This is a genomic window from Mesorhizobium sp. W067 (assembly GCF_054719525.1).
Map to the genome: position 1 here is coordinate 5,610,613 of NZ_JBTTII010000001.1, position 18,677 is coordinate 5,629,289.

Annotated in this window: 18 protein-coding genes; 17 read left to right on the forward strand and 1 reads right to left on the reverse strand. The window is 63.6% G+C overall.

The genetic code is table 11. The features are described from left to right. The first annotated feature begins 2 nt into the window (after positions 1 to 2). From ACYG97_RS27315 to trmB, 13 genes are all read left to right on the forward strand, one after another. Positions 3 to 1,118, forward strand: a complete 1,116-nt coding sequence (locus tag ACYG97_RS27315) for a DUF1513 domain-containing protein (RefSeq protein WP_031242503.1) — start codon at positions 3 to 5, stop codon at positions 1,116 to 1,118. 107 nt (positions 1,119 to 1,225) lie between these two features. After that, on the forward strand, positions 1,226 to 1,903 hold the full coding sequence (tsaB, locus tag ACYG97_RS27320) for a tRNA (adenosine(37)-N6)-threonylcarbamoyltransferase complex dimerization subunit type 1 TsaB (RefSeq protein ID WP_023732447.1): 678 nt from the start codon (positions 1,226 to 1,228) through the stop codon (positions 1,901 to 1,903). Beyond that, complete coding sequence (locus ACYG97_RS27325; RefSeq protein ID WP_023732446.1) at positions 1,903 to 2,397, forward strand: GNAT family N-acetyltransferase; 495 nt, start codon at positions 1,903 to 1,905, stop codon at positions 2,395 to 2,397. The genes tsaB and ACYG97_RS27325 overlap by 1 nt, the downstream gene beginning before the upstream one ends. A 28-nt stretch (positions 2,398 to 2,425) precedes the next feature. After that, entirely contained in the window at positions 2,426 to 3,226 is an 801-nt protein-coding gene (gene olsA / locus ACYG97_RS27330; protein WP_023699454.1) for a lyso-ornithine lipid O-acyltransferase, read from the forward strand. A gap of 76 nt (positions 3,227 to 3,302) precedes the next feature. Further along, positions 3,303 to 4,712: a tRNA (N6-isopentenyl adenosine(37)-C2)-methylthiotransferase MiaB gene (gene miaB, locus ACYG97_RS27335; protein WP_023732445.1), complete on the forward strand. Its 1,410-nt coding sequence runs from the start codon at positions 3,303 to 3,305 to the stop codon at positions 4,710 to 4,712. A gap of 83 nt (positions 4,713 to 4,795) precedes the next feature. Beyond that, the gene (locus ACYG97_RS27340; protein ID WP_027049340.1) at positions 4,796 to 5,788 is read left to right on the forward strand and encodes a PhoH family protein; all 993 of its coding nucleotides are present in this window, start codon (positions 4,796 to 4,798) and stop codon (positions 5,786 to 5,788) included. 17 nt (positions 5,789 to 5,805) lie between these two features. Beyond that, on the forward strand, positions 5,806 to 6,312 hold the full coding sequence (ybeY, locus tag ACYG97_RS27345) for an rRNA maturation RNase YbeY (RefSeq protein ID WP_023732444.1): 507 nt from the start codon (positions 5,806 to 5,808) through the stop codon (positions 6,310 to 6,312). 28 nt (positions 6,313 to 6,340) lie between these two features. After that, on the forward strand, positions 6,341 to 7,435 hold the full coding sequence (locus ACYG97_RS27350; protein WP_023732443.1) for a hemolysin family protein: 1,095 nt from the start codon (positions 6,341 to 6,343) through the stop codon (positions 7,433 to 7,435). A gap of 20 nt (positions 7,436 to 7,455) precedes the next feature. Continuing rightward, positions 7,456 to 7,926: a VOC family protein gene (locus tag ACYG97_RS27355; protein ID WP_023732442.1), complete on the forward strand. Its 471-nt coding sequence runs from the start codon at positions 7,456 to 7,458 to the stop codon at positions 7,924 to 7,926. Between the two features lie 77 nt (positions 7,927 to 8,003). Next, complete coding sequence (lnt, locus tag ACYG97_RS27360; RefSeq protein WP_023732441.1) at positions 8,004 to 9,596, forward strand: apolipoprotein N-acyltransferase; 1,593 nt, start codon at positions 8,004 to 8,006, stop codon at positions 9,594 to 9,596. A 137-nt stretch (positions 9,597 to 9,733) separates the two neighbouring features. Continuing rightward, on the forward strand, positions 9,734 to 10,153 hold the full coding sequence (locus ACYG97_RS27365; RefSeq protein WP_023669550.1) for a helix-turn-helix domain-containing protein: 420 nt from the start codon (positions 9,734 to 9,736) through the stop codon (positions 10,151 to 10,153). Between the two features lie 222 nt (positions 10,154 to 10,375). Next, positions 10,376 to 11,641: a methionine adenosyltransferase gene (gene metK, locus ACYG97_RS27370; RefSeq protein ID WP_023669551.1), complete on the forward strand. Its 1,266-nt coding sequence runs from the start codon at positions 10,376 to 10,378 to the stop codon at positions 11,639 to 11,641. A gap of 139 nt (positions 11,642 to 11,780) precedes the next feature. Further along, entirely contained in the window at positions 11,781 to 12,482 is a 702-nt protein-coding gene (gene trmB / locus ACYG97_RS27375) for a tRNA (guanine(46)-N(7))-methyltransferase TrmB (protein ID WP_023688742.1), read from the forward strand. 42 nt (positions 12,483 to 12,524) lie between these two features. On the opposite strand, the gene ACYG97_RS27380 is transcribed toward trmB, so the two are convergent. After that, on the reverse strand, positions 12,525 to 12,689 hold the full coding sequence (locus tag ACYG97_RS27380; protein WP_023669553.1) for a hypothetical protein: 165 nt from the start codon (positions 12,687 to 12,689) through the stop codon (positions 12,525 to 12,527). A 335-nt stretch (positions 12,690 to 13,024) separates the two neighbouring features. Here ACYG97_RS27380 and rimP point away from each other — a divergent pair, with 335 nt between their 5' ends. From rimP to infB, 4 genes are read left to right on the forward strand one after another with little or no spacing between them, the layout of a single operon-like run. Next, positions 13,025 to 13,669: a ribosome maturation factor RimP gene (gene rimP, locus ACYG97_RS27385; protein WP_023669554.1), complete on the forward strand. Its 645-nt coding sequence runs from the start codon at positions 13,025 to 13,027 to the stop codon at positions 13,667 to 13,669. 47 nt (positions 13,670 to 13,716) lie between these two features. Further along, a complete protein-coding gene (nusA, locus tag ACYG97_RS27390) occupies positions 13,717 to 15,312 on the forward strand; it encodes a transcription termination factor NusA (protein ID WP_023669555.1) in 1,596 nt (531 codons plus the stop codon). A 38-nt stretch (positions 15,313 to 15,350) separates the two neighbouring features. Further along, a complete protein-coding gene (locus ACYG97_RS27395; RefSeq protein WP_023669556.1) occupies positions 15,351 to 16,001 on the forward strand; it encodes an RNA-binding protein in 651 nt (216 codons plus the stop codon). Further along, entirely contained in the window at positions 15,998 to 18,562 is a 2,565-nt protein-coding gene (infB, locus tag ACYG97_RS27400; RefSeq protein WP_023688741.1) for a translation initiation factor IF-2, read from the forward strand. Before ACYG97_RS27395 ends, infB begins: the two co-directional genes overlap by 4 nt. Positions 18,563 to 18,677 lie beyond the last annotated feature (115 nt).

Sequence of the window (18,677 nt, forward strand, 5' to 3'; positions counted from 1 at the left end):
CAATGGTTGCGACACGCAAGCCGCTGATGGACCGCCGCGATTTTCTCAGAGCTGCCGGCGCCGGCTTCGTCGCGTCAATGGCGCCGCGGGCCTGGGCGGACACGCTTGCCGCCGATGCCGTCTTTGCCACCGCCTTCGTCAAGCGCGACGGCAGCTTTGGCGCCGCTGTGTTGTCCGAAGCCGGAAAAGTATTGCATGCGATCGACCTGCCCGACCGTGGCCACGACGTCACCTTCGATCCGGTCTCGAAGCGCTCCGTGGTCTTCGCCCGGCAACCCGGCACCTTCGCCGTGGTCTTCGACCATGCCGGCCGCGAGCCGCCGCTGACCATCGCCAGCATCACCGGTCGGCATTTCTTCGGCCACGGTGTGTTTTCCACCGACGGCGCGCTGCTTTACGCCACCGAAAACAATTTCGACAATGCCGCCGGCGTCGTCGGGATCTACGACGCACGGGCCAAGTTCAGCCGCATCGGCGAGTTTCCGACCTATGGCATGGGGCCGCATGAGCTCTTGCTGCTCGGAGACGGCCGGTCGATCGCCATCGCCAATGGCGGCATCGAGACCCATCCCGACTATGGCCGCGCCGAGCTCAACATCGCCACCATGAAGCCGTCCTATGTGCTGGTCGATCGCACAACCGGCTATCTCATCGAAAAGCACGAACTGCCGCCGGCTCTGCACCAGCTGTCGATTCGCCACATGGATGCCGACCCCACAGGCACCATCTGGTTCGGCTGCCAGTACCGCGGGCCGGGCACCGAGCGGCCTCCGCTGGTCGGCCGCGCCACGCGCGGCAAGGGGCTGCAGCTGCTCGACATGCGGCAGGACGTGCTATCCGGCTTCCGGAATTACATCGGCTCGGTCGCCGCCAACCCGATTGCCGGCACGGTCGCGGTGTCTTCGCCGGAAGGCAATTCGCTGGCCGTCATCGACGCCGCCAGCGGCAAGATCGTCGCCACCAAGGCGCTGGTCGAGGTCTGCGGCCTGGCGCCCGACGGCCCGGGCTTCATGGCAACCACGGGTGCCGGCGAAATCATCGAAGGCAGCGGCGCGACGCGCTCCGAGCCCGACTATGTCTGGGACAACCACATGCTGCGCATCGCGCCGGCGGCGTAAGCCGTCCGGCCTGCACCGAAGCGAAGCCGCTTAACAATTTACGCGCTGGCTCTTGCGGCGGCGCGCCGTGGCGGGCAGAGGGAGACTGTTTTTCGAACCGGTCGCCCATGAAACTGCTCGCCATCGACTGTGCCGCCAATCTCTGCGCCGCTTGCGTCTATGACGCATCGGGCGACAGAGAGCTCGGCCGCTCGGTACTCGATCTCGGCAAAGGCCACGCCGAACACCTGATGGCTGTCATTGACGAAGCGTTGAAAGCGGACGGCACCGATTATACCGGCCTTGGCGCCGTTGCGGTCTCCATCGGTCCGGGTTCCTTCACCGGCCTGCGGGTGGGCGTCTCGGCGGCGCGCGGCCTGGCGCTGGCGCTGAAGATCCCGGCGATCGGGGTAACGACACTGGAGGCGCTGGCGGCCGAGGCGAGGGCGGCATTTCCCGGCCGCCCGATCCTGGCCGCTCTCGATGCAGGCCGCGAGGAGATCCATGCCGCGTTTTACGATGCGGAAGCGATTTTGCGCTATGGTCCGGCTGTGACCACACTTGCCCAAGCCGCGGGAATGGCGGCGGACAATCGTCCGGTGCTTGCCGGCACGGCCGCCGTGCAGATCGCAGCCGCGGCCGGTCGCGATTTCGATATCGGCCCGACGGCTGCCACCGCCGACATTGCCGTCTACGCCCGGCTCGCCGCTGCAAAAGGTGAGGGCGACAGGCCGAAGCCACTCTATCTGCGCGGCGCCGATGCCAAGGCGCAGGCCGGGTTCATCCTGTTGAGACAGGAAAAGTGATGCGCATCCCTTTCCTCCAGCCGCGCCGCAGGGACTATGCGCTCGAGCCGCTGACCATCGCCGACAGCCCGGCAGCGTCGGTGCTGCATCGCGAGGATTTCGTCCGGTCCTGGACCGATGGCGAGTTCGCCGCGTTGCTCGAACAGGAAACCGTGTTCGGCTATGCCGCGCGCGAAATCGGCCAGGGCGCCAAGCCGCCGGTCGGCTTCGTGCTGGCCAGGCTTGCAGCCGGCGAGGGCGAGATTCTGACCGTGGCGGTGGCGCGCTCGCATCGCCGCCAGGGGCTCGGCTGGCAATTGATGGACGCCGTGCTGCGCGAACTGCATGCGCAGCGCGCCGAGGCGCTGTTCCTTGAGGTCGACGAGACCAATGTCGCTGCCATCGCCCTCTACCGGCGGCTGGGCTTCCGCCAGGTCGGCCACCGCGCCAATTATTACCGCTCGACCGAACATGGTCCTACCGGCGCGCTTGTCATGCGCCGCGATCTTCGCTAGCCAAAGTTTTGGGGCAGGGCCAAGCTGCATGATCGGAAAAATCAGGATTTTCCTGGCGCTGAGCCTCGTTGTCGTCGGTTCGCTGGTCCTTGTGCCTTTGCAGCTGCTGTCGATGAAGACCGGAATCTGGCGCGAGACGGTCATTCTGAAGGTCTGGCACAGCCTCATCGTCCGGACGCTCGGCCTGCGCATCCATGTCAAAGGCGCACTGTCCAGCCAGCGCCCGCTGCTGGTCGCCTCGAACCATATCTCCTGGACCGACATCATGGTGCTGGGCTCCTTTGCCGATGTGACATTCATCGCCCGGGCGGACATGGAGGGATGGCCGCTGATCGGCTGGCTGTCGAAACTGCAGCGTACGGTCTTCATCGAACGCGAGCGCAAGCGGACAGCTGGCGACCAGGCCAGCGAGATCGCCAGCCGCATGGCCAAGGGCGACGCCATGGTGCTGTTTGCCGAGGGCTCTACCGGCGACGGCAACACCATCCTGCCGTTCAAGAGCACCTTGTTCGGCGCCGCCTCGATGGCGATTTCGGAAGGCGCGGCCGAGCAGGTCTTCATCCAGCCGCTGGCGATTGCCTACACGCGGGTGCACGGCGTGCCTCTCGGCCGTCGCCACCGGCCGCTCGCTGCCTGGATCGGCGATCAGGACCTGATGCCGCATCTGAAGGTGCTGATGGCCGAAGGCGCCATTGACGTCGAGGTGCATTTCGGCGAGCCCATCGCCTTTTCCAAGGGCTCGAACCGCAAGGAAACGTCGAGGATGATGGAAAGCAAGGTGCGCGCCATGATGCAGGCCGCGCTCGCCGATCCCCGACCGAGCCGCTAGCGCAGGCCGAGCGCCTACAGGCCGATGCCCGAGAATCGTCTGTTTTTTGTCACGGAAAGGCGTTAGAAGCCGCCGGATGGATTTGAACACGATAGAACGGAACGAAACCGACAGCGCCTCGCAAAGCGCTGCTGCGGCGTCCGCCCCGGCCAAAAAGGTCTTCGTCAAGACCTATGGCTGCCAGATGAATGTCTATGACTCACAGCGCATGACCGATGCGCTGGCCGCCGACGGCTACACCGCGACCGATGTCATCGCCGACGCGGATCTGGTGCTGCTCAACACCTGCCATATCAGGGAGAAGGCGGCGGAAAAGGTCTATTCCGAGCTCGGCCGCATCCGCGACATGAAGGCTGAACGCGCAGCAGTTGGGCGCGAAATGCTGATCGGCGTCGCCGGTTGCGTCGCGCAGGCCGAAGGCGCGGAAATCATCCGCCGTTCGCCTGCTGTCGATCTGGTCATCGGCCCGCAGACCTATCACCGGCTGCCCGATGTGCTGGCCCGGGTGCGTGGCGGCGAGAAGATCGTCGAGACCGAATACGCCATCGAGGACAAGTTCGAGCATCTGCCGCAGCCGAAGCGCGCCGAAATGATCAAGCGCGGCGTCACCGCCTTCCTCACGGTGCAGGAAGGCTGCGACAAATTCTGCACCTTCTGCGTCGTGCCCTATACCAGGGGCTCGGAAGTGTCGCGGCCGGTGGCGCAGATCGTCGCCGAAGCCGAGCGGCTGGCCGATGCCGGTGTGCGCGAGGTGACGCTGCTGGGGCAGAACGTCAATGCATGGCACGGCAAGGGTGAGGATGGCATGGAATGGGGGCTTGGTCGCCTGCTGTTCCGGCTGGCCGAAATTCCTGGCCTGGCGCGGCTGCGCTACACCACCAGCCATCCGCGCGACATGGACGACGAATTGATCGCTGCCCATCGCGATCTCCCGGCTTTGATGCCTTATCTGCACCTGCCGGTGCAATCCGGGTCAGACCGCATCCTCAAGGCGATGAACCGCAGGCACACGGCCAAGGACTATCTGGCGCTGCTCGAGCGCATCCGCGCTGCACGCGGCGACATCGCGCTGTCCGGTGACTTCATCGTCGGCTTCCCCGGTGAAACCGAGGCGGATTTCGAGGCCACGATGGGTCTGGTGCGCCAGGTGAACTACGCCTCGGCCTTCTCGTTCAAATATTCGCCGCGTCCCGGCACGCCGGGCGCCGATATGCCCGATCACGTGCCGGAAGCGGTCAAGGATGAACGTTTGCAACAGCTGCAGGCATTGTTGCTCAAGCAGCAGCAGGATTTCGGCTTGGGCCTGGTCGGCAGCACCATCGACACGCTGATCGAGAAACCCGGCCGTCAGGCCGGCCAGAAGGTCGGCCGCTCGCCCTGGCTGCAGCCGGTTATTGTTGATGAAAAGGCCGGGGAAATCGGTGACATTATCCGGGTGCGAATCACGAAGACGGGCTACAATAGCCTGTTCGCCGAGTTGGTTTGATGGCCTCGGCAGATGAGGAGAGACGGTTGAGCGCTGCTGAAGTGAAGACTCTGCCCCAGAACCAGACATCCGGGGCCTCTGACATGGCGCACATCGTTCTGACTTTCGACAACAACAAGCTTGCCAGCGCCCTGTACGGCCAGTTCGACGAGAACCTGGCCCGGCTCGAGCAGAAGCTCGGCGTCGACATCCGCTCGCGCGGCAACCAGTTGACCATCAAGGGCTCGGCCTCGGCGGCCGAACAGGCGCGCCGCGCACTCGACAATCTCTACGGCATTCTCCAGAAGGGCACCGATATCGGCCAGTCCGACGTCGATGGCGCCGTGCGCATGGCGATTGCCGCCGACGACCAGCTGACGCTGCCGACGCTGGAACGCAAGGGCAAGGTTTCGGCCGCCCAGATCTCCACCCGCAAGAAGACGATCTATGCCCGTTCGCTCAACCAGGACGCCTATATGCGGGCGCTGGAGCGTTCGGAACTTGTCTTCGGCATTGGCCCCGCCGGCACCGGCAAGACCTATCTGGCGGTGGCGCATGCGGCGATGCTGCTCGAGCGCGGCATGGTCGAGCGCATCATCCTGTCACGGCCGGCGGTCGAGGCCGGCGAGCGGCTGGGTTTTCTGCCCGGCGATATGAAGGAAAAGGTCGATCCGTACCTGCGGCCGCTCTATGACGCGCTTTACGACATGATGCCGGCCGACAAGGTCGAGCGCGCCATTGCCGCCGAGGTCATCGAGATCGCGCCGCTGGCCTTCATGCGCGGCCGCACGCTGGCGCATGCCGCCGTCATCCTCGACGAGGCGCAGAACACCACGCCGATGCAGATGAAGATGTTTTTGACCCGCCTCGGCGAGAATTCGCGCATGATCGTCACCGGCGATCCGACGCAGATCGATCTGCCTCCAAGCACCAAGTCGGGCCTCGTCGAAGCCTTGCGTGTCCTTGACGGCGTGGCGGGCGCGGTAACCGTGCGCTTCAACGATGTCGACGTTGTGCGCCACCCGCTGGTGGCCGAAATCGTCAGGGCCTATGACCGCGACGCCAAGCTGGCGCGCGGCCTCGGCGCCGAGAGCTGATGTGACGATGCGGGCTCATGCCTGAAGACATAAGACCTGGCGGCGGGGATAGTTCGGTTCCCGTCGAGATCGATATGTCGGTCGAGGCCGGCGACTGGCCCGATGAGGCGGCGCTGACGCGTCTGGTCGATCGCGCCGTGTCGGCTGCCTTTGCCGAAACCGCTGCTGCCGGTCCTTCCGAACTCAGCATCGTCTTTTCCGACGATGCCCATATCCGTACCCTCAATGCCGGCTGGCGCGGCAAGGACAAGGCGACCAACGTCTTGTCTTTCCCGGGTTTTCCGTTCCCCAGGGGTGGCAAGCTGCCGCCGATGCTGGGTGACATCGTGCTCGCCGCCGAAACGGTGGCGCGCGAAGCAGCCCTGGAAGACAAGCCCTTCGAGAACCATATCACCCATCTCGTCATCCACGGCCTGCTGCATTTGCTGGGCTACGATCACGAGACCGATGCAGAGGCCGAGGAGATGGAAGCCATCGAGCGCTCAGCGCTCGCAAGGCTTGCCATTCCCGATCCCTACACGTAATGACAAAAGACCAATTGACCGGACGACGATGAACGACAAACCAGAAACTGCCGCCCGCCCCGAGGCTGGCAGTGCGACAAAGCCTTCCGATACGGCGGAAGAGGGATCGAGTCCGAGTCCCAGTTCCGGCAGCCCCGCTTCTGGTAGTATTGCCAGCGAGCCATCGCCTGCCGGTCCGTCCCTGTTCGACCGCGTCTTGGGCCTTTTCAGGCAGCGGAACGGCACCAGCCTGCGCGAGGAAATCGCCGGCGCGCTTGCCGAAACGACCAGCGATGCCGGGTCTTTCTCGCCCGGCGAACGCGCCATGCTCAACAACATATTGCGCCTGCGCGAGGTACGCGTCGAGGACGTCATGGTGCCGCGCGCCGATATTGAGGCCGTCGAGATCACCACGACGTTGGGCGATCTGCTCGGTCTGTTCGAGCAGTCCGGCCATTCCCGCATGCCGGTCTATTCCGAGACGCTCGACGATCCGCGCGGCATGGTTCACATCCGCGACGTGCTGGCCCACATCACCAAGGTCGCCCGGGTCAAGAAGGGCAGAACATCCAGGAAGACGCCGGCAACGACGCTTCTCGACCTCGCCCAGGTCGATCTCGGCCGCACCATCGGCGACCTCAATCTGATCCGCCCGGTGCTTTTCGTGCCGCCCTCGATGCTTGCCTCCGACCTGATGGGCCATATGCAGACGACGCGAACCCAGATGGCGCTGGTCATCGACGAATATGGCGGCACCGATGGTCTCGCCTCGCTGGAAGACATCGTCGAGATGGTCGTCGGCGATATCGAGGACGAGCATGACGAGGACGAGCCGCTGATCACCCAGACCGGCGAGGGCGTGTTCGTCGTCGACGGCAAGGCCGAGATCGACGAGGTCGCCAAGATGATCGGCGAGGACTTTACCGCCGGTGAGCATGGTGAATATGTCGACACGATCGGCGGCATGATTTTCAACACGCTCGGCCGCGTGCCCGCGCGTGGTGAGGTTGTGCAAGCCATCCCCGGCTTCGAATTCCACGTGCTCGACGCCGATCCGCGCCGCGTCAAGCGGGTGCGCATCGTCCAGAACCAGAAGGGCGAGCGTCGCCGCCGCGTGACCGCCCCCCGCACCGAGCAGGCCTAGGACAGAACGTCGCCCGGCCGATGACGATCGACGATCCCTTCAAGCCCTCAACCTTTGGCTCGGGTGTGTTCTACAAGGACCCGCGAGCCGCATTGAAATGGCTCGAAACGGCCTTCGGCTTCGAGCCGAGCATGGTGGTCAGCGACGCCGACGGACGGCTGGTCCATGCCGAAATGCGTTTTGGCGACGGCTACATCATCGTCGATTCCGAATGGGCCGATCATATTGCCAGTCCGGTAAGCGTCGGCGGCAAGAACACTCAGTCGGTCTGTGTGCATCTGAAAGACGGCCTGGACGTGCATTGTGAGCGGGCAATGGCGGCTGGAGCCCAAATCGTCGAGGAGCCTGCCGCCCATTTCTACGGCGAACGGCAGTATCGGGCGCGCGACCCCGAAGGCCATGTCTGGACCTTCACCCAGACCGTGCGCACCGTGCCGCGCGAGGAGGCCGAGCACCTGAGCGGGCTCACCATCGAGGGATGGCACCGATAGCGCAGCGATCGGCCGGTTCGCGTTTCAATAAATCTGATAAATCTTGGCTCCTGATTCGCGCGACTTGGGAAGTCTGTATGGAGCGCCTTGCCGGCCGGATAATTCTGCTTTGGGGCTGGCGACGCGCGCTGGTGGCGTTTCTTGCCGGGGCGCTGGCGGTGCTCGCCCAGGCGCCTTACGATTTCTTCGCCGTCTGTTTCGTCTCGTTTCCACTGCTGGTCTGGCTGCTCGACGGCGCCACCGGCGAGGCTTCCGACGGCTGGCTCAGGCGCCTGCGGCCGACTTTTGCCATCGGCTGGTGGTTCGGTTTCGGCTATTTCCTCGCCGGCCTGTGGTGGATCGGCGAGGCGCTTCTGGTCGAGGCCGACAGTTTCGCCTGGGCCTTACCCTTCGCGGTCGTCGGCATTCCTTTGGCGCTGGCATTTTTCTACGGCTTCGCCGCCGTCGTCGCGCGGCTGTTATGGACCAACGATATTGGCCGCGTTGCCGCCCTTGCCTTTGCTTTTGGCCTGACGGAATGGCTGCGCGGCTTCCTGTTCACCGGCTTTCCCTGGAATGCCGTCGGCTATGCGGCGATGCCCGTGCCGCTGTTGATGCAAAGCGTGTCGGTGACCGGCATGGTCGGCATGAACGCGCTGGCGGTCTTTGTCTTCGCCATGCCGGCCTTGCTTGCAGCACGCCGGCATGTCCGTCTCGGTGTGGTCCTGCTTGCCATTCTCGTCGCCGCCCATGCTGGCTTCGGCTATTTCAGGCTCGCGACCCCCGACAAGCCGACAACCCGCACTCTCGATGTCCGTATCGTGCAACCGGATGTCGACCTCAGCGAAAAATGGGACGCCTCGGTGCGCGACCGCATCTTCGCCACGATGGTGGGCCTGTCGGCCGCAGCGCCCGATCCCGGTCATGACAAACCGCAGTTGATCCTGTGGCCGGAGACCTCGGTACCCTTCCTGTTCACCGAGCGTCCGGACGCGCTGACCGCGCTCGGCGACATGCTGCAGCCTGGTCAGATGCTGATTGCCGGCGTCGTGCGCGAGGAGCGCGGATCCGGGGCGGATGCCGACAGCCGCTACTACAATTCGGTGGTGGCGATCGATGACAAGGGCGAAATCGCTGATGCCGTCGACAAGGTCCATCTGGTGCCGTTCGGCGAGTATCTGCCGTTTTCCGGTCTGCTCAGCCGCTTCGGCATCGGACAGCTCGTCGCCGGGCCGATGAACTTCGCCGCCGGCAACGAGCGCCATCCGATCGCTCTGCCCGGCGGCATCAGCGCCTTGCCGTTTATTTGCTACGAGGTGATCTTTCCTGATCTTGTGGCTGTTGACGCAACGTCATCCCAGCTTATTGTAAACGTCACCAACGACGCATGGTTCGGCGACACGCCTGGGCCGTACCAGCATTTCAGGCAGGCTCAGATTCGCGCGGTGGAAAACGGATTGCCACTGTTGCGCGCCGCCAACAACGGCATTTCCGCCGTTGTCGATACGCGCGGACGCATCGTCGACGCATTGGCGGTCGATGCACGTGGCGCCATCGACGTGCGGGTGCCGATCTCCGGCCAAGCCTTCATCTCCGCCGCGGGGCGGCGCATTAACGGAATGCTGATCATGTTGGTGTTTGCCGCAATCGCCCTCAGCTTGAACGTAAGGCAACGGCTACGGGTGAATTGACAGTCGACACATTAGAAACTCATACTGTTACCGCCTAATTTTCTCGAAGTCGGTTGGTGTTTCTGTTGGGGCAGTTGGCTCCGGCTTCGTTTGGGCGAGAAAAATAGAAAAGGCCGGAAAAATTCGGCGAGGAAAAAATGACAGAAGAAAACAAGAAGAAACCGAATCCGATCGACATCCATGTCGGAAGTCGAGTCCGCCTTCGGCGCAATATGCTTGGAATGAGCCAGGAAAAGCTTGGTGAAAATCTCGGTATTACGTTTCAGCAGATCCAAAAATATGAAAAAGGAACGAACCGCGTCGGCGCCAGCCGTCTGCAGGCAATAGCCTCGATACTCAGCGTGCCTGTCGCCTTCTTTTTCGAGGATGCGCCAGGGCAGGAGCCGGTGGGTAATAGAGGATTTGCCGAGGACACTTCGATGGCTTTCGCCGTCGAATTCTGCGGCAGTCCGGAAGGGCTTCAGCTCAACCGCGCGTTCGTCAAGATCGCGGATGTGAAGGTGCGCCGCCGGATTATCGACCTTGTGAAGTCCCTTTCTGCCGAAGATGCCGAGTGATTCGGTGGGTCGATTGACCCATTGGCCCCAGTAATCCCCTGGGCCCGAGTAGCCCAGAGGCTCGACTGCCGGCGGCGCCAAGCCGCCGGTGGTACAAGATATATTGCTGCGACACTCATGCCAGAACCGCGGCACCGCTTGACGAGCGGCGCCCGGCACCGTTAACACGTGGCGCGCCAAAATCGGCAGCCCTGCCGATCGTTTTTTCAAGAGGGGACACCCGTGACGCGGCAGAACTACTTCTTCACCTCGGAATCCGTGGCCGAGGGTCATCCCGATAAAGTCTGTGACCGCATCTCGGACGAGATCGTAGATCTGGTCTATCGCGAGGCCAAGAAGACCGGCATGGACCCATGGAAAGTCCGCGTCGCCTGCGAGACGCTCGCAACCACCAACCGCGTCGTCATCGCCGGCGAAGTAAGGGTTCCCGATACTCTGCTGAAGCGGGACAAAGCCGGCAACATCCTCAAGGACGCCGCCGGGCATTCGGTCGTCAACCCGGCCAAGTTCAAGTCGGTCGCCCGCAAGGCGATCCGCGAAATCGGCTACGAGCAGGCCGGCTTCCACTGGAAGACGGCAAAGATCGAGGTTCTGCTGCACGGCCAGTCGCCCGACATCGGCCAGGGAGTCGACAACGCCGCCGACCGCCAGGGCGAAGAGGGTGCCGGCGACCAGGGCATCATGTTCGGCTATGCATGCCGCGAGACCCCGGACCTGATGCCGGCGCCGATCTATTACAGCCACAAGATTCTCGAACTGCTCGCCGCTGCCCGTCACGAAAACAACGGCGAAGCCGGCAAGCTCGGGCCTGACGCCAAGAGCCAGGTCACCGTTCGCTATGTCGATGGCAAGGCCGCCGAAGCGACTCAGATCGTGCTATCGACGCAGCATCTCGACGCGACCTGGGATTCCAAGAAGGTCCGCAAGGTCGTTGAGCCTTACATCCGTGAGGCGCTCGGCGACCTCAAGATCGCCGACGATTGCATGTGGTACATCAACCCGACCGGCAAGTTCGTCATCGGTGGGCCGGACGGCGACGCCGGCCTGACCGGCCGCAAGATCATCGTCGACACCTACGGTGGTGCTGCCCCGCACGGCGGCGGCGCCTTCTCCGGCAAGGACACCACCAAGGTCGACCGCTCCGCCGCCTACGCGGCGCGCTATCTCGCCAAAAATGTGGTGGCGGCCAAGCTCGCCGACCGCTGCACCATCCAGCTGTCCTACGCCATCGGCGTTGCTCAGCCGCTGTCGGTCTATGTCGACCTGCACGGCACCGGCAAGGTCGACGAGGCCAAGCTCGAGGAAGCGCTGCGCACGGTGATGGATTTGTCGCCATCCGGCATCCGCAGGCATCTCGACCTCAACAAGCCGATCTACGCAAAGACCTCGTCCTACGGCCATTTCGGCCGCAAGGCCGGCCGAGACGGGTCCTTCTCCTGGGAAAAGACCGATCTGGCCAAGGCGCTCAAGGACGCGATCGCTGCTTAGGCATGATTCCAAAAAGTGGGTACCGGTTTTTTGGAAAAGATCGTGCTCCAACAAAGGATTAGATTGAGATGAGATTTCAGCCAAATCTCATCTCAATCCCAAATCTCATCTCAATCTAAGCGCGGCGCGCGACCAGGCCATGGATCCACAGGACAGGCGGAGCCGCGCGACCGAAGGGTTCTTCGGCCGCCGGCACGGCAAGACCATTCGCCCGCAGCAGGCGGCGGCGCTGGAAAGCGGTCTTGGGGCCTATGGCCTCGACCTCTCCGTCCAGGCGCCGGCAGAATTGCGCGCGCTATTCTCAGCGGATGTTTCAACGGTTCGGCTGGAAATCGGCTTCGGCGGCGGTGAGCATCTGCTGCACCGTGCCACGGAGGCACCGGCGACCGGCTTCATCGGTGTCGAGCCGTTCGTCAACGGCATGGCCAAGCTGATGATGGCGGTGCGGGAAAAGCCGCTTGCCAATCTTCGCGTTTATGATGACGACGCCACGCGCCTGCTCGATTGGTTGCCGCAGGCGTCGCTCGACGGCATCGATCTGCTCTACCCCGATCCCTGGCCGAAGAAAAAGCACTGGAAGCGGCGTTTCGTCAGCCCGCTCAACCTCGATCGGTTCGCGCGCGTGCTGAAGCCGGGCGGAAAATTCCGCTTCGCATCCGACATCGACACCTATGTGAACTGGACCTTGTTGCACTGTCGGGCGCATGGCGCGCTCCTCTGGCAGGCGCAAGGTGGGGCCGACTGGCATCGGCCCTATGAAGGCTGGCCGGGCACACGCTACGAGGCGAAAGCCATTCGCGAGGGCCGACGGCCGGCCTATCTCACCTTCATCAGAAAATAGTTCGATGCGGGAAAGTGTCCCGCATCAACAGCCGGTCTGGCTTCAGAAACGGCCGATCTTGCCGAAAGCGGTCGGGTCCATGCCGAGCCGGCGCAGATCGTTGGCGCGCGGCTTGCGGCCGGCTTCGACGGCCCGCGAGGCGGCAACGGCGCTGCCGAACAGGGCAAAGGCGTCGCCTATGGCGGAAAACACGGTACGGTTGCTCATTGTCTTGACCTTTCGCGCGCCACCGCGCGCTCATCTTTGATTTGTGCAGTGCAACATAGATAGGGATGTGAAATCCGGGATCACAGGGCCGTTACCGGATGGCCGGCATGCGCCGCGCGCAATCCTGCCAGCCGTCCCCGGCTGCACTCTGCCCGGCCCGTCAACAGACTTGAAACACTGGCCGGGATCGTCTATATCAGCCTCAAATTCTTGGTCGGTATGACGAAGAGTGGGTCCACCCGGTCCCGCTCTTTTTTATTACCTGCCGGTCAGCCATCAGCAAAGAGATGGTTCGGGACGACGATCATCCTGATCCAGAGAACGACAGGAACCGCATGACTGCAACGGCAAGCGAAGCCGACGACCGCATCATCCGCGAAAGCGGTATCGATGCGCGCATCGCGCTGATCGTTCAGCCGGTGTTGCGAGGCATTGGCTTCCGCCTCGTGCGGGTGCATCTGTCGGGCCAGAACGGCCTGACGCTGCAGATCATGGCCGAACGCGAGGACGGCACCATGACCGTCGAGGATTGCGAAGAGGTCAGCCGCGCTGTGTCGCCGGCGCTCGACGTCGATGACCCGATCGAGAAGGCCTATCATCTCGAAGTGTCGTCGCCGGGCATCGACCGGCCGCTGGTGCGCAAGTCGGATTTCGTCACCTGGACCGGCCATCTGGTGAAGATGGAAACCTCGGTGCCGGTCGCCGACCGCAAGCGCTTCAAGGGCAAGATCGCCGAAGCCGGCGAAGACGACATGCTGCTCGAGCGCGACAAGGCCGCCTACGGCGAAGAGCCGACGGTTCGCATTCCTTATGACGCGATCGCCGATGTGCGGCTGATCCTCACCGACGACCTTATTCGCGATGCCCTTTCGAAGGACAACCGGGAACGCAAGGAAGCCAAGAAACGCCGCGGCGAAGCTGATGATGCACCCGAAGGTGCTGAAGGCGGCGCGGAAGACGAAATCGAACAGGAACTATGATGAGCGGCCGGGCCTAAAAGCTCGGCAACAAGCTCGGGAGAAATAAGATGGTTGTAAGCGCCAACAGACTTGAACTGCTGCAGATCGCCGACGCGGTGGCGCGTGAAAAGTCGATCGACAAGTCGATCGTCATTGCCGCCATGGCTGATGCAATCCAGAAGGCCGCGCGCTCGCGCTACGGCCAGGAAACCAACATCCGCGCCGACATCAACGCCAACACCGGCGAGATGAAGCTGCAGCGGCTGATGGAAGTGGTCGAGAAGGTCGACGACTACGCCACCCAGATCGCCATTTCCTCGGCCCGCGAGCGCAATCCGGACGCCCAGCTTGGCGACTTCATCGCCGAACAGCTGCCGCCAATGGATTTCGGCCGCATCGCCGCCCAGTCAGCCAAGCAGGTCATCGTGCAGAAAGTGCGCGAGGCCGAGCGCGACCGCCAGTATGACGAATACAAGGACCGCATCGGCGAGATCGTCAACGGCACCGTCAAGCGCGTCGAATATGGCAACGTCATCGTCGATCTCGGCCGTGGCGAGGCGATTATCCGCCGCGACGAGCTGATCCCGCGTGAAAACTACAAGTACGGCGACCGCGTCCGCGCCTATGTCTACGACGTGCGCCGCGAACAGCGCGGCCCGCAGATATTCCTGTCGCGCACCCATCCGCAGTTCATGGCCAAGCTCTTCACCATGGAAGTGCCGGAAATCTATGACGGCATCATCGAGATCAAGTCGGTCGCCCGCGACCCAGGCTCGCGCGCTAAGATCGCCGTCATTTCGCGTGACTCGTCGATCGATCCGGTCGGCGCCTGCGTCGGTATGCGCGGCAGCCGCGTCCAGGCGGTGGTCGGCGAATTGCAGGGCGAAAAGATCGACATCATTCCGTGGTCGCCTTCGGCCGCCTCCTTCATCGTCAACGCGCTGCAGCCGGCGGAAGTCGCCAAGGTCGTGCTCGACGAGGATGCCGAGCGCATCGAAGTGGTGGTTCCCGACGACCAGCTGTCGCTGGCCATCGGCCGTCGCGGCCAGAACGTGCGTCTTGCCTCGCAGCTCACCGGCTGGGACATCGACATCCTGACCGAGGCCGAGGAATCCGAGCGCCGCCAGAAGGAATTCGTCGAACGCTCGTCGCTGTTCATGGAAGCCCTTGATGTCGACGAGATGGTCGGCCAGGTGTTGGCCTCCGAAGGCTTCACCAGCGTCGAGGAAGTTGCCTATGTCGATTCGGGCGAGATCGCCTCGATCGACGGTTTCGACGAAGACACCGCTTCGGAGATCCAGACCCGCGCCCGCGAATATCTGGAGAAGATCGAAGCCGAGCATGACGACAAGCGCAAGGCGCTGGGCGTCACCGACGAACTGCGCGAGATCCCTGGCGTCACCACCGCCATGATGGTGACGCTCGGCGAGGATGGCGTGAAGACGATCGAGGATTTCGCCGGCTATGCCGCCGACGACCTGACCGGCTGGAAGGAACGCAAGGACGGCGAGACCAAGGTATTCCCGGGTGTGCTCGCCAATCACGGCGTGTCGCGCGCTGACGCCGAGCAGATGGTTCTGGCAGCCCGCCTCAAGGCCGGCTGGATCACCGAAGACGAGCTTGCAGCTGAACAGGTCCCGGCTGACGAAGCCGTTGGTGCGTGAGGTGAAACCGCATCGCACACAACCCGCCCCAGGACGAGATGAACGATCGCACCTGCATCGTCACGCGCAAGCAAGCCGAGCCGGATGAGCTGATCCGTTTCGTCGTCGGCCCGGATTCGGCCGTCGTTCCTGACCTGAAGAGAAATCTGCCCGGCCGTGGTTGTTGGGTGAGCGCCGACCGCCTACATATCGACAAGGCGGCGGCGAAGAACCTGTTTGCCCGCGCCTTCAAGGCGCAGGTCGTCGTGCCGCCCGATCTCGGCGGCATGGTCGACGGACTGCTTGCACGATCCGCTTTGGGTATGCTTGGCCTTGCCCGCAAGGCTGGCTCGATCGCACTCGGCGCAACCAAGGTCGAGAGCGCGGTGCGCTCGGGGTTGGCGCTTTTCGTGCTCCACGCGACCGAGGCATCCGACGATGGCGTGCGCAAGATCAGTCAGGCGCGGCGGGCAACTGTCCACCTCGGCGGGCCTGCAGTCCTTGCCTACAAACTTTTCTCCGAGGCCGAGTTGAGCTTGGCATTGGGGGGTACAAATGTGATACATGCTGCCGTTCTCGCGGGAGACGCGGGCAAGGCGGTTGAGAGGCGCATGGTTGCGCTCGACCGATATCGGGGCGGAACCCCCGACGATCTGGCAATGCTTGCGGCCGTTGCTGACGAAGATGATGCTGCAGAGGATATGGAATGAGCGATACGAAATCGGGCGACGACAAGACGTTGAGTGTTACACCGAAGAAGACCTTGACGCTGAAGCGCCCCGGTACCGAGCAGAGCGTCGTGCGACAGAATTTCTCGCATGGCCGCACCAAGCAGGTCCAGGTCGAGATCAAGAAGCGCAAATTCTCCATGCCCGGCGACAAGCCGGAGCCGGTGGCTGCACCCGTATTTACGCCCAAGCCCGCGGTAGTGGCAGCCCCCGTCGTGCAGGAAGCGCCCAAGGCGCCGCCTCCGCCGCCGCCGGCCGAACGCGGCGGCATGGTGCTGAACGAACTGTCGCGCAATGAAATGGAAGCGCGCCGCAGGGCGCTCGAAGGCTCCAAGGTTCGCGACGTCGAGGACCGCCAACGCGCCATCGAAGAGGCCAAGCGCCGCAACGAGGATGAGGAACGCCGCAAGCGCGAGCGCGAGGAATCCGCGCGCCGTCAGGCCGAGGAAGAAGCCCGCCTGCAGACCGAGGCCGAGTCCCGCCGCCGCGCCGAGGAAGAAGCGCGCCGCCGCGCGCCGCAGGCTGCCGAGCTTGTGGCATCGGACGACGAGGAAGAGGTCAAGCCGAAGCGCACCGCCGCCGGCGCCCCGGTACGCCGTCCGGTTACGCCCGAAGTGGCGCGCCCGGCCAAGCCGACCAAGGCCGAGGAAGACCGTCGTCGCGGCAAGCTGACCCTCAACACGGCGCTTTCCGACGAGGACGCGCGCGCCCGCTCGCTGTCGTCGATGCGTCGCCGCCAGGAAAAATTCAAGCGCGCGATGCATAATGAGCCGCGCGAGAAGGTTATGCGCGAAGTGATCCTGCCTGAAACCATCACCATCCAGGAACTGGCGCAGCGCATGTCCGAGCGCGCTGTCGATGTGGTCAAGTACTTCATGAAGCAGGGCCAGATCCTGAAGCCGGGCGACATCATCGACGCCGACACGGCCGAGCTGGTCGCCACCGAATTCGGCCACACGGTCCGCCGCGTCGCCGAGTCCGACATCGAGGAAGGCCTGTTCAACATTGCCGACAATGCCGAGGACCTGGTGTCGCGGCCGCCTGTCGTGACCATCATGGGCCATGTCGACCACGGCAAGACCTCGCTGCTCGACGCCATCCGCAATGCCAATGTCGTCTCCGGCGAAGCCGGCGGCATCACCCAGCATATCGGCGCCTACCAGGTCGAGAAGAACCGTCAGAAGATCACCTTCATCGACACGCCCGGTCACGCCGCCTTCACGGCGATGCGCGCCCGCGGCGCTCAGGCGACCGACATCGCCATCCTGGTGGTGGCGGCCGACGACAGCGTCATGCCGCAGACCATCGAATCGATCAGCCATGCCAAGGCGGCCGGCGTTCCGATCATCGTGGCGATCAACAAGATCGACAAGCATGATGCCGATCCGCAGAAGGTGCGGTCGGAACTGCTGCGCCATGAGGTGTTCGTCGAATCGATGGGCGGTGAAGTGCTGGACGTCGAAGTGTCGGCGACCAAGGGCACCAACCTCGACAAGCTGCTCGAGGCGATCCTGCTGCAGGCCGAAATCCTCGACCTCAAGGCCAATCCGGACCGTACCGCCGAGGGCGTGGTCATCGAAGCCCAGCTCGACAAGGGCCGTGGCCCCGTCGCCACCGTACTGGTGCAGACCGGCACTTTGATGCCGGGCGACATCCTCGTCGCCGGCAACGAATGGGGCCGGGTGCGCGCGCTGGTCAACGACCGTGGCGAGCAGATCAAGGAGGCGCCGCCGGCAATGCCGGTCGAGGTGCTCGGCCTGCAAGGCACGCCGCAAGCCGGCGACCGCTTCGCTGTCGTCAACAACGAGGCCCGCGCCCGCGAGATCACCGAATATCGCCAGCGTCTGGCGCGCGAGAAGGCAGTGGCTCGCCATGCCGGCCAGCGCGGCTCGCTTGAACAGATGATGTCGCAGTTGCAGACGAGCGGGTTGAAGGAATTCCCGCTGGTCATCAAGGGCGACGTGCAGGGTTCGATCGAGGCGATCAACGCCGCTCTCGACAAGCTTGGCACCGACGAGGTGCGTGCGCGCATCGTTCATGCCGGCGCCGGCGCCATCACCGAAAGCGACGTGTCGCTGGCGGAGACCTCGGGGGCCGCGATCATCGGCTTCAACGTCCGTGCCAACGTGCAGGCACGTGCGGCCGCGGCGGCCGCGGGCATCGAAATCCGCTACTACTCGATCATCTACAACCTTGTCGATGATGTGAAGGCAGCACTTTCCGGCTTGCTGTCGCCGGAACGCCGCGAGACCTTCATCGGCAATGCCGAGATCCTCGAGATCTTCGACATCACCAAGGTCGGCAAGATCGCCGGCTGCCGTGTCACCGAAGGCAAGGTCGAGCGTGGAGCGGGCGTGCGCCTGATCCGCGACAACGTCGTCATCCATGAAGGCACGCTGAAGACCCTCAAGCGCTTCAAGGACGAAGTCGCGGAAGTTCCGGGCGGCCAGGAGTGCGGCATGGCCTTCCAGAACTACGAGGACATGCGCGTTGGCGACATCATCGAGTGCTTCCGCGTCGAGATGGTGACCCGGACGCTCTGAGTTCGTATACTGTCGATACGACCGGGCGGTGGTCGAAAGACCGCCGCTCTAACTTTAATGCCTGTCGCCCAAAAGTGCGGGATAAACGACATGCATAGAAACAAGTATGAGACAT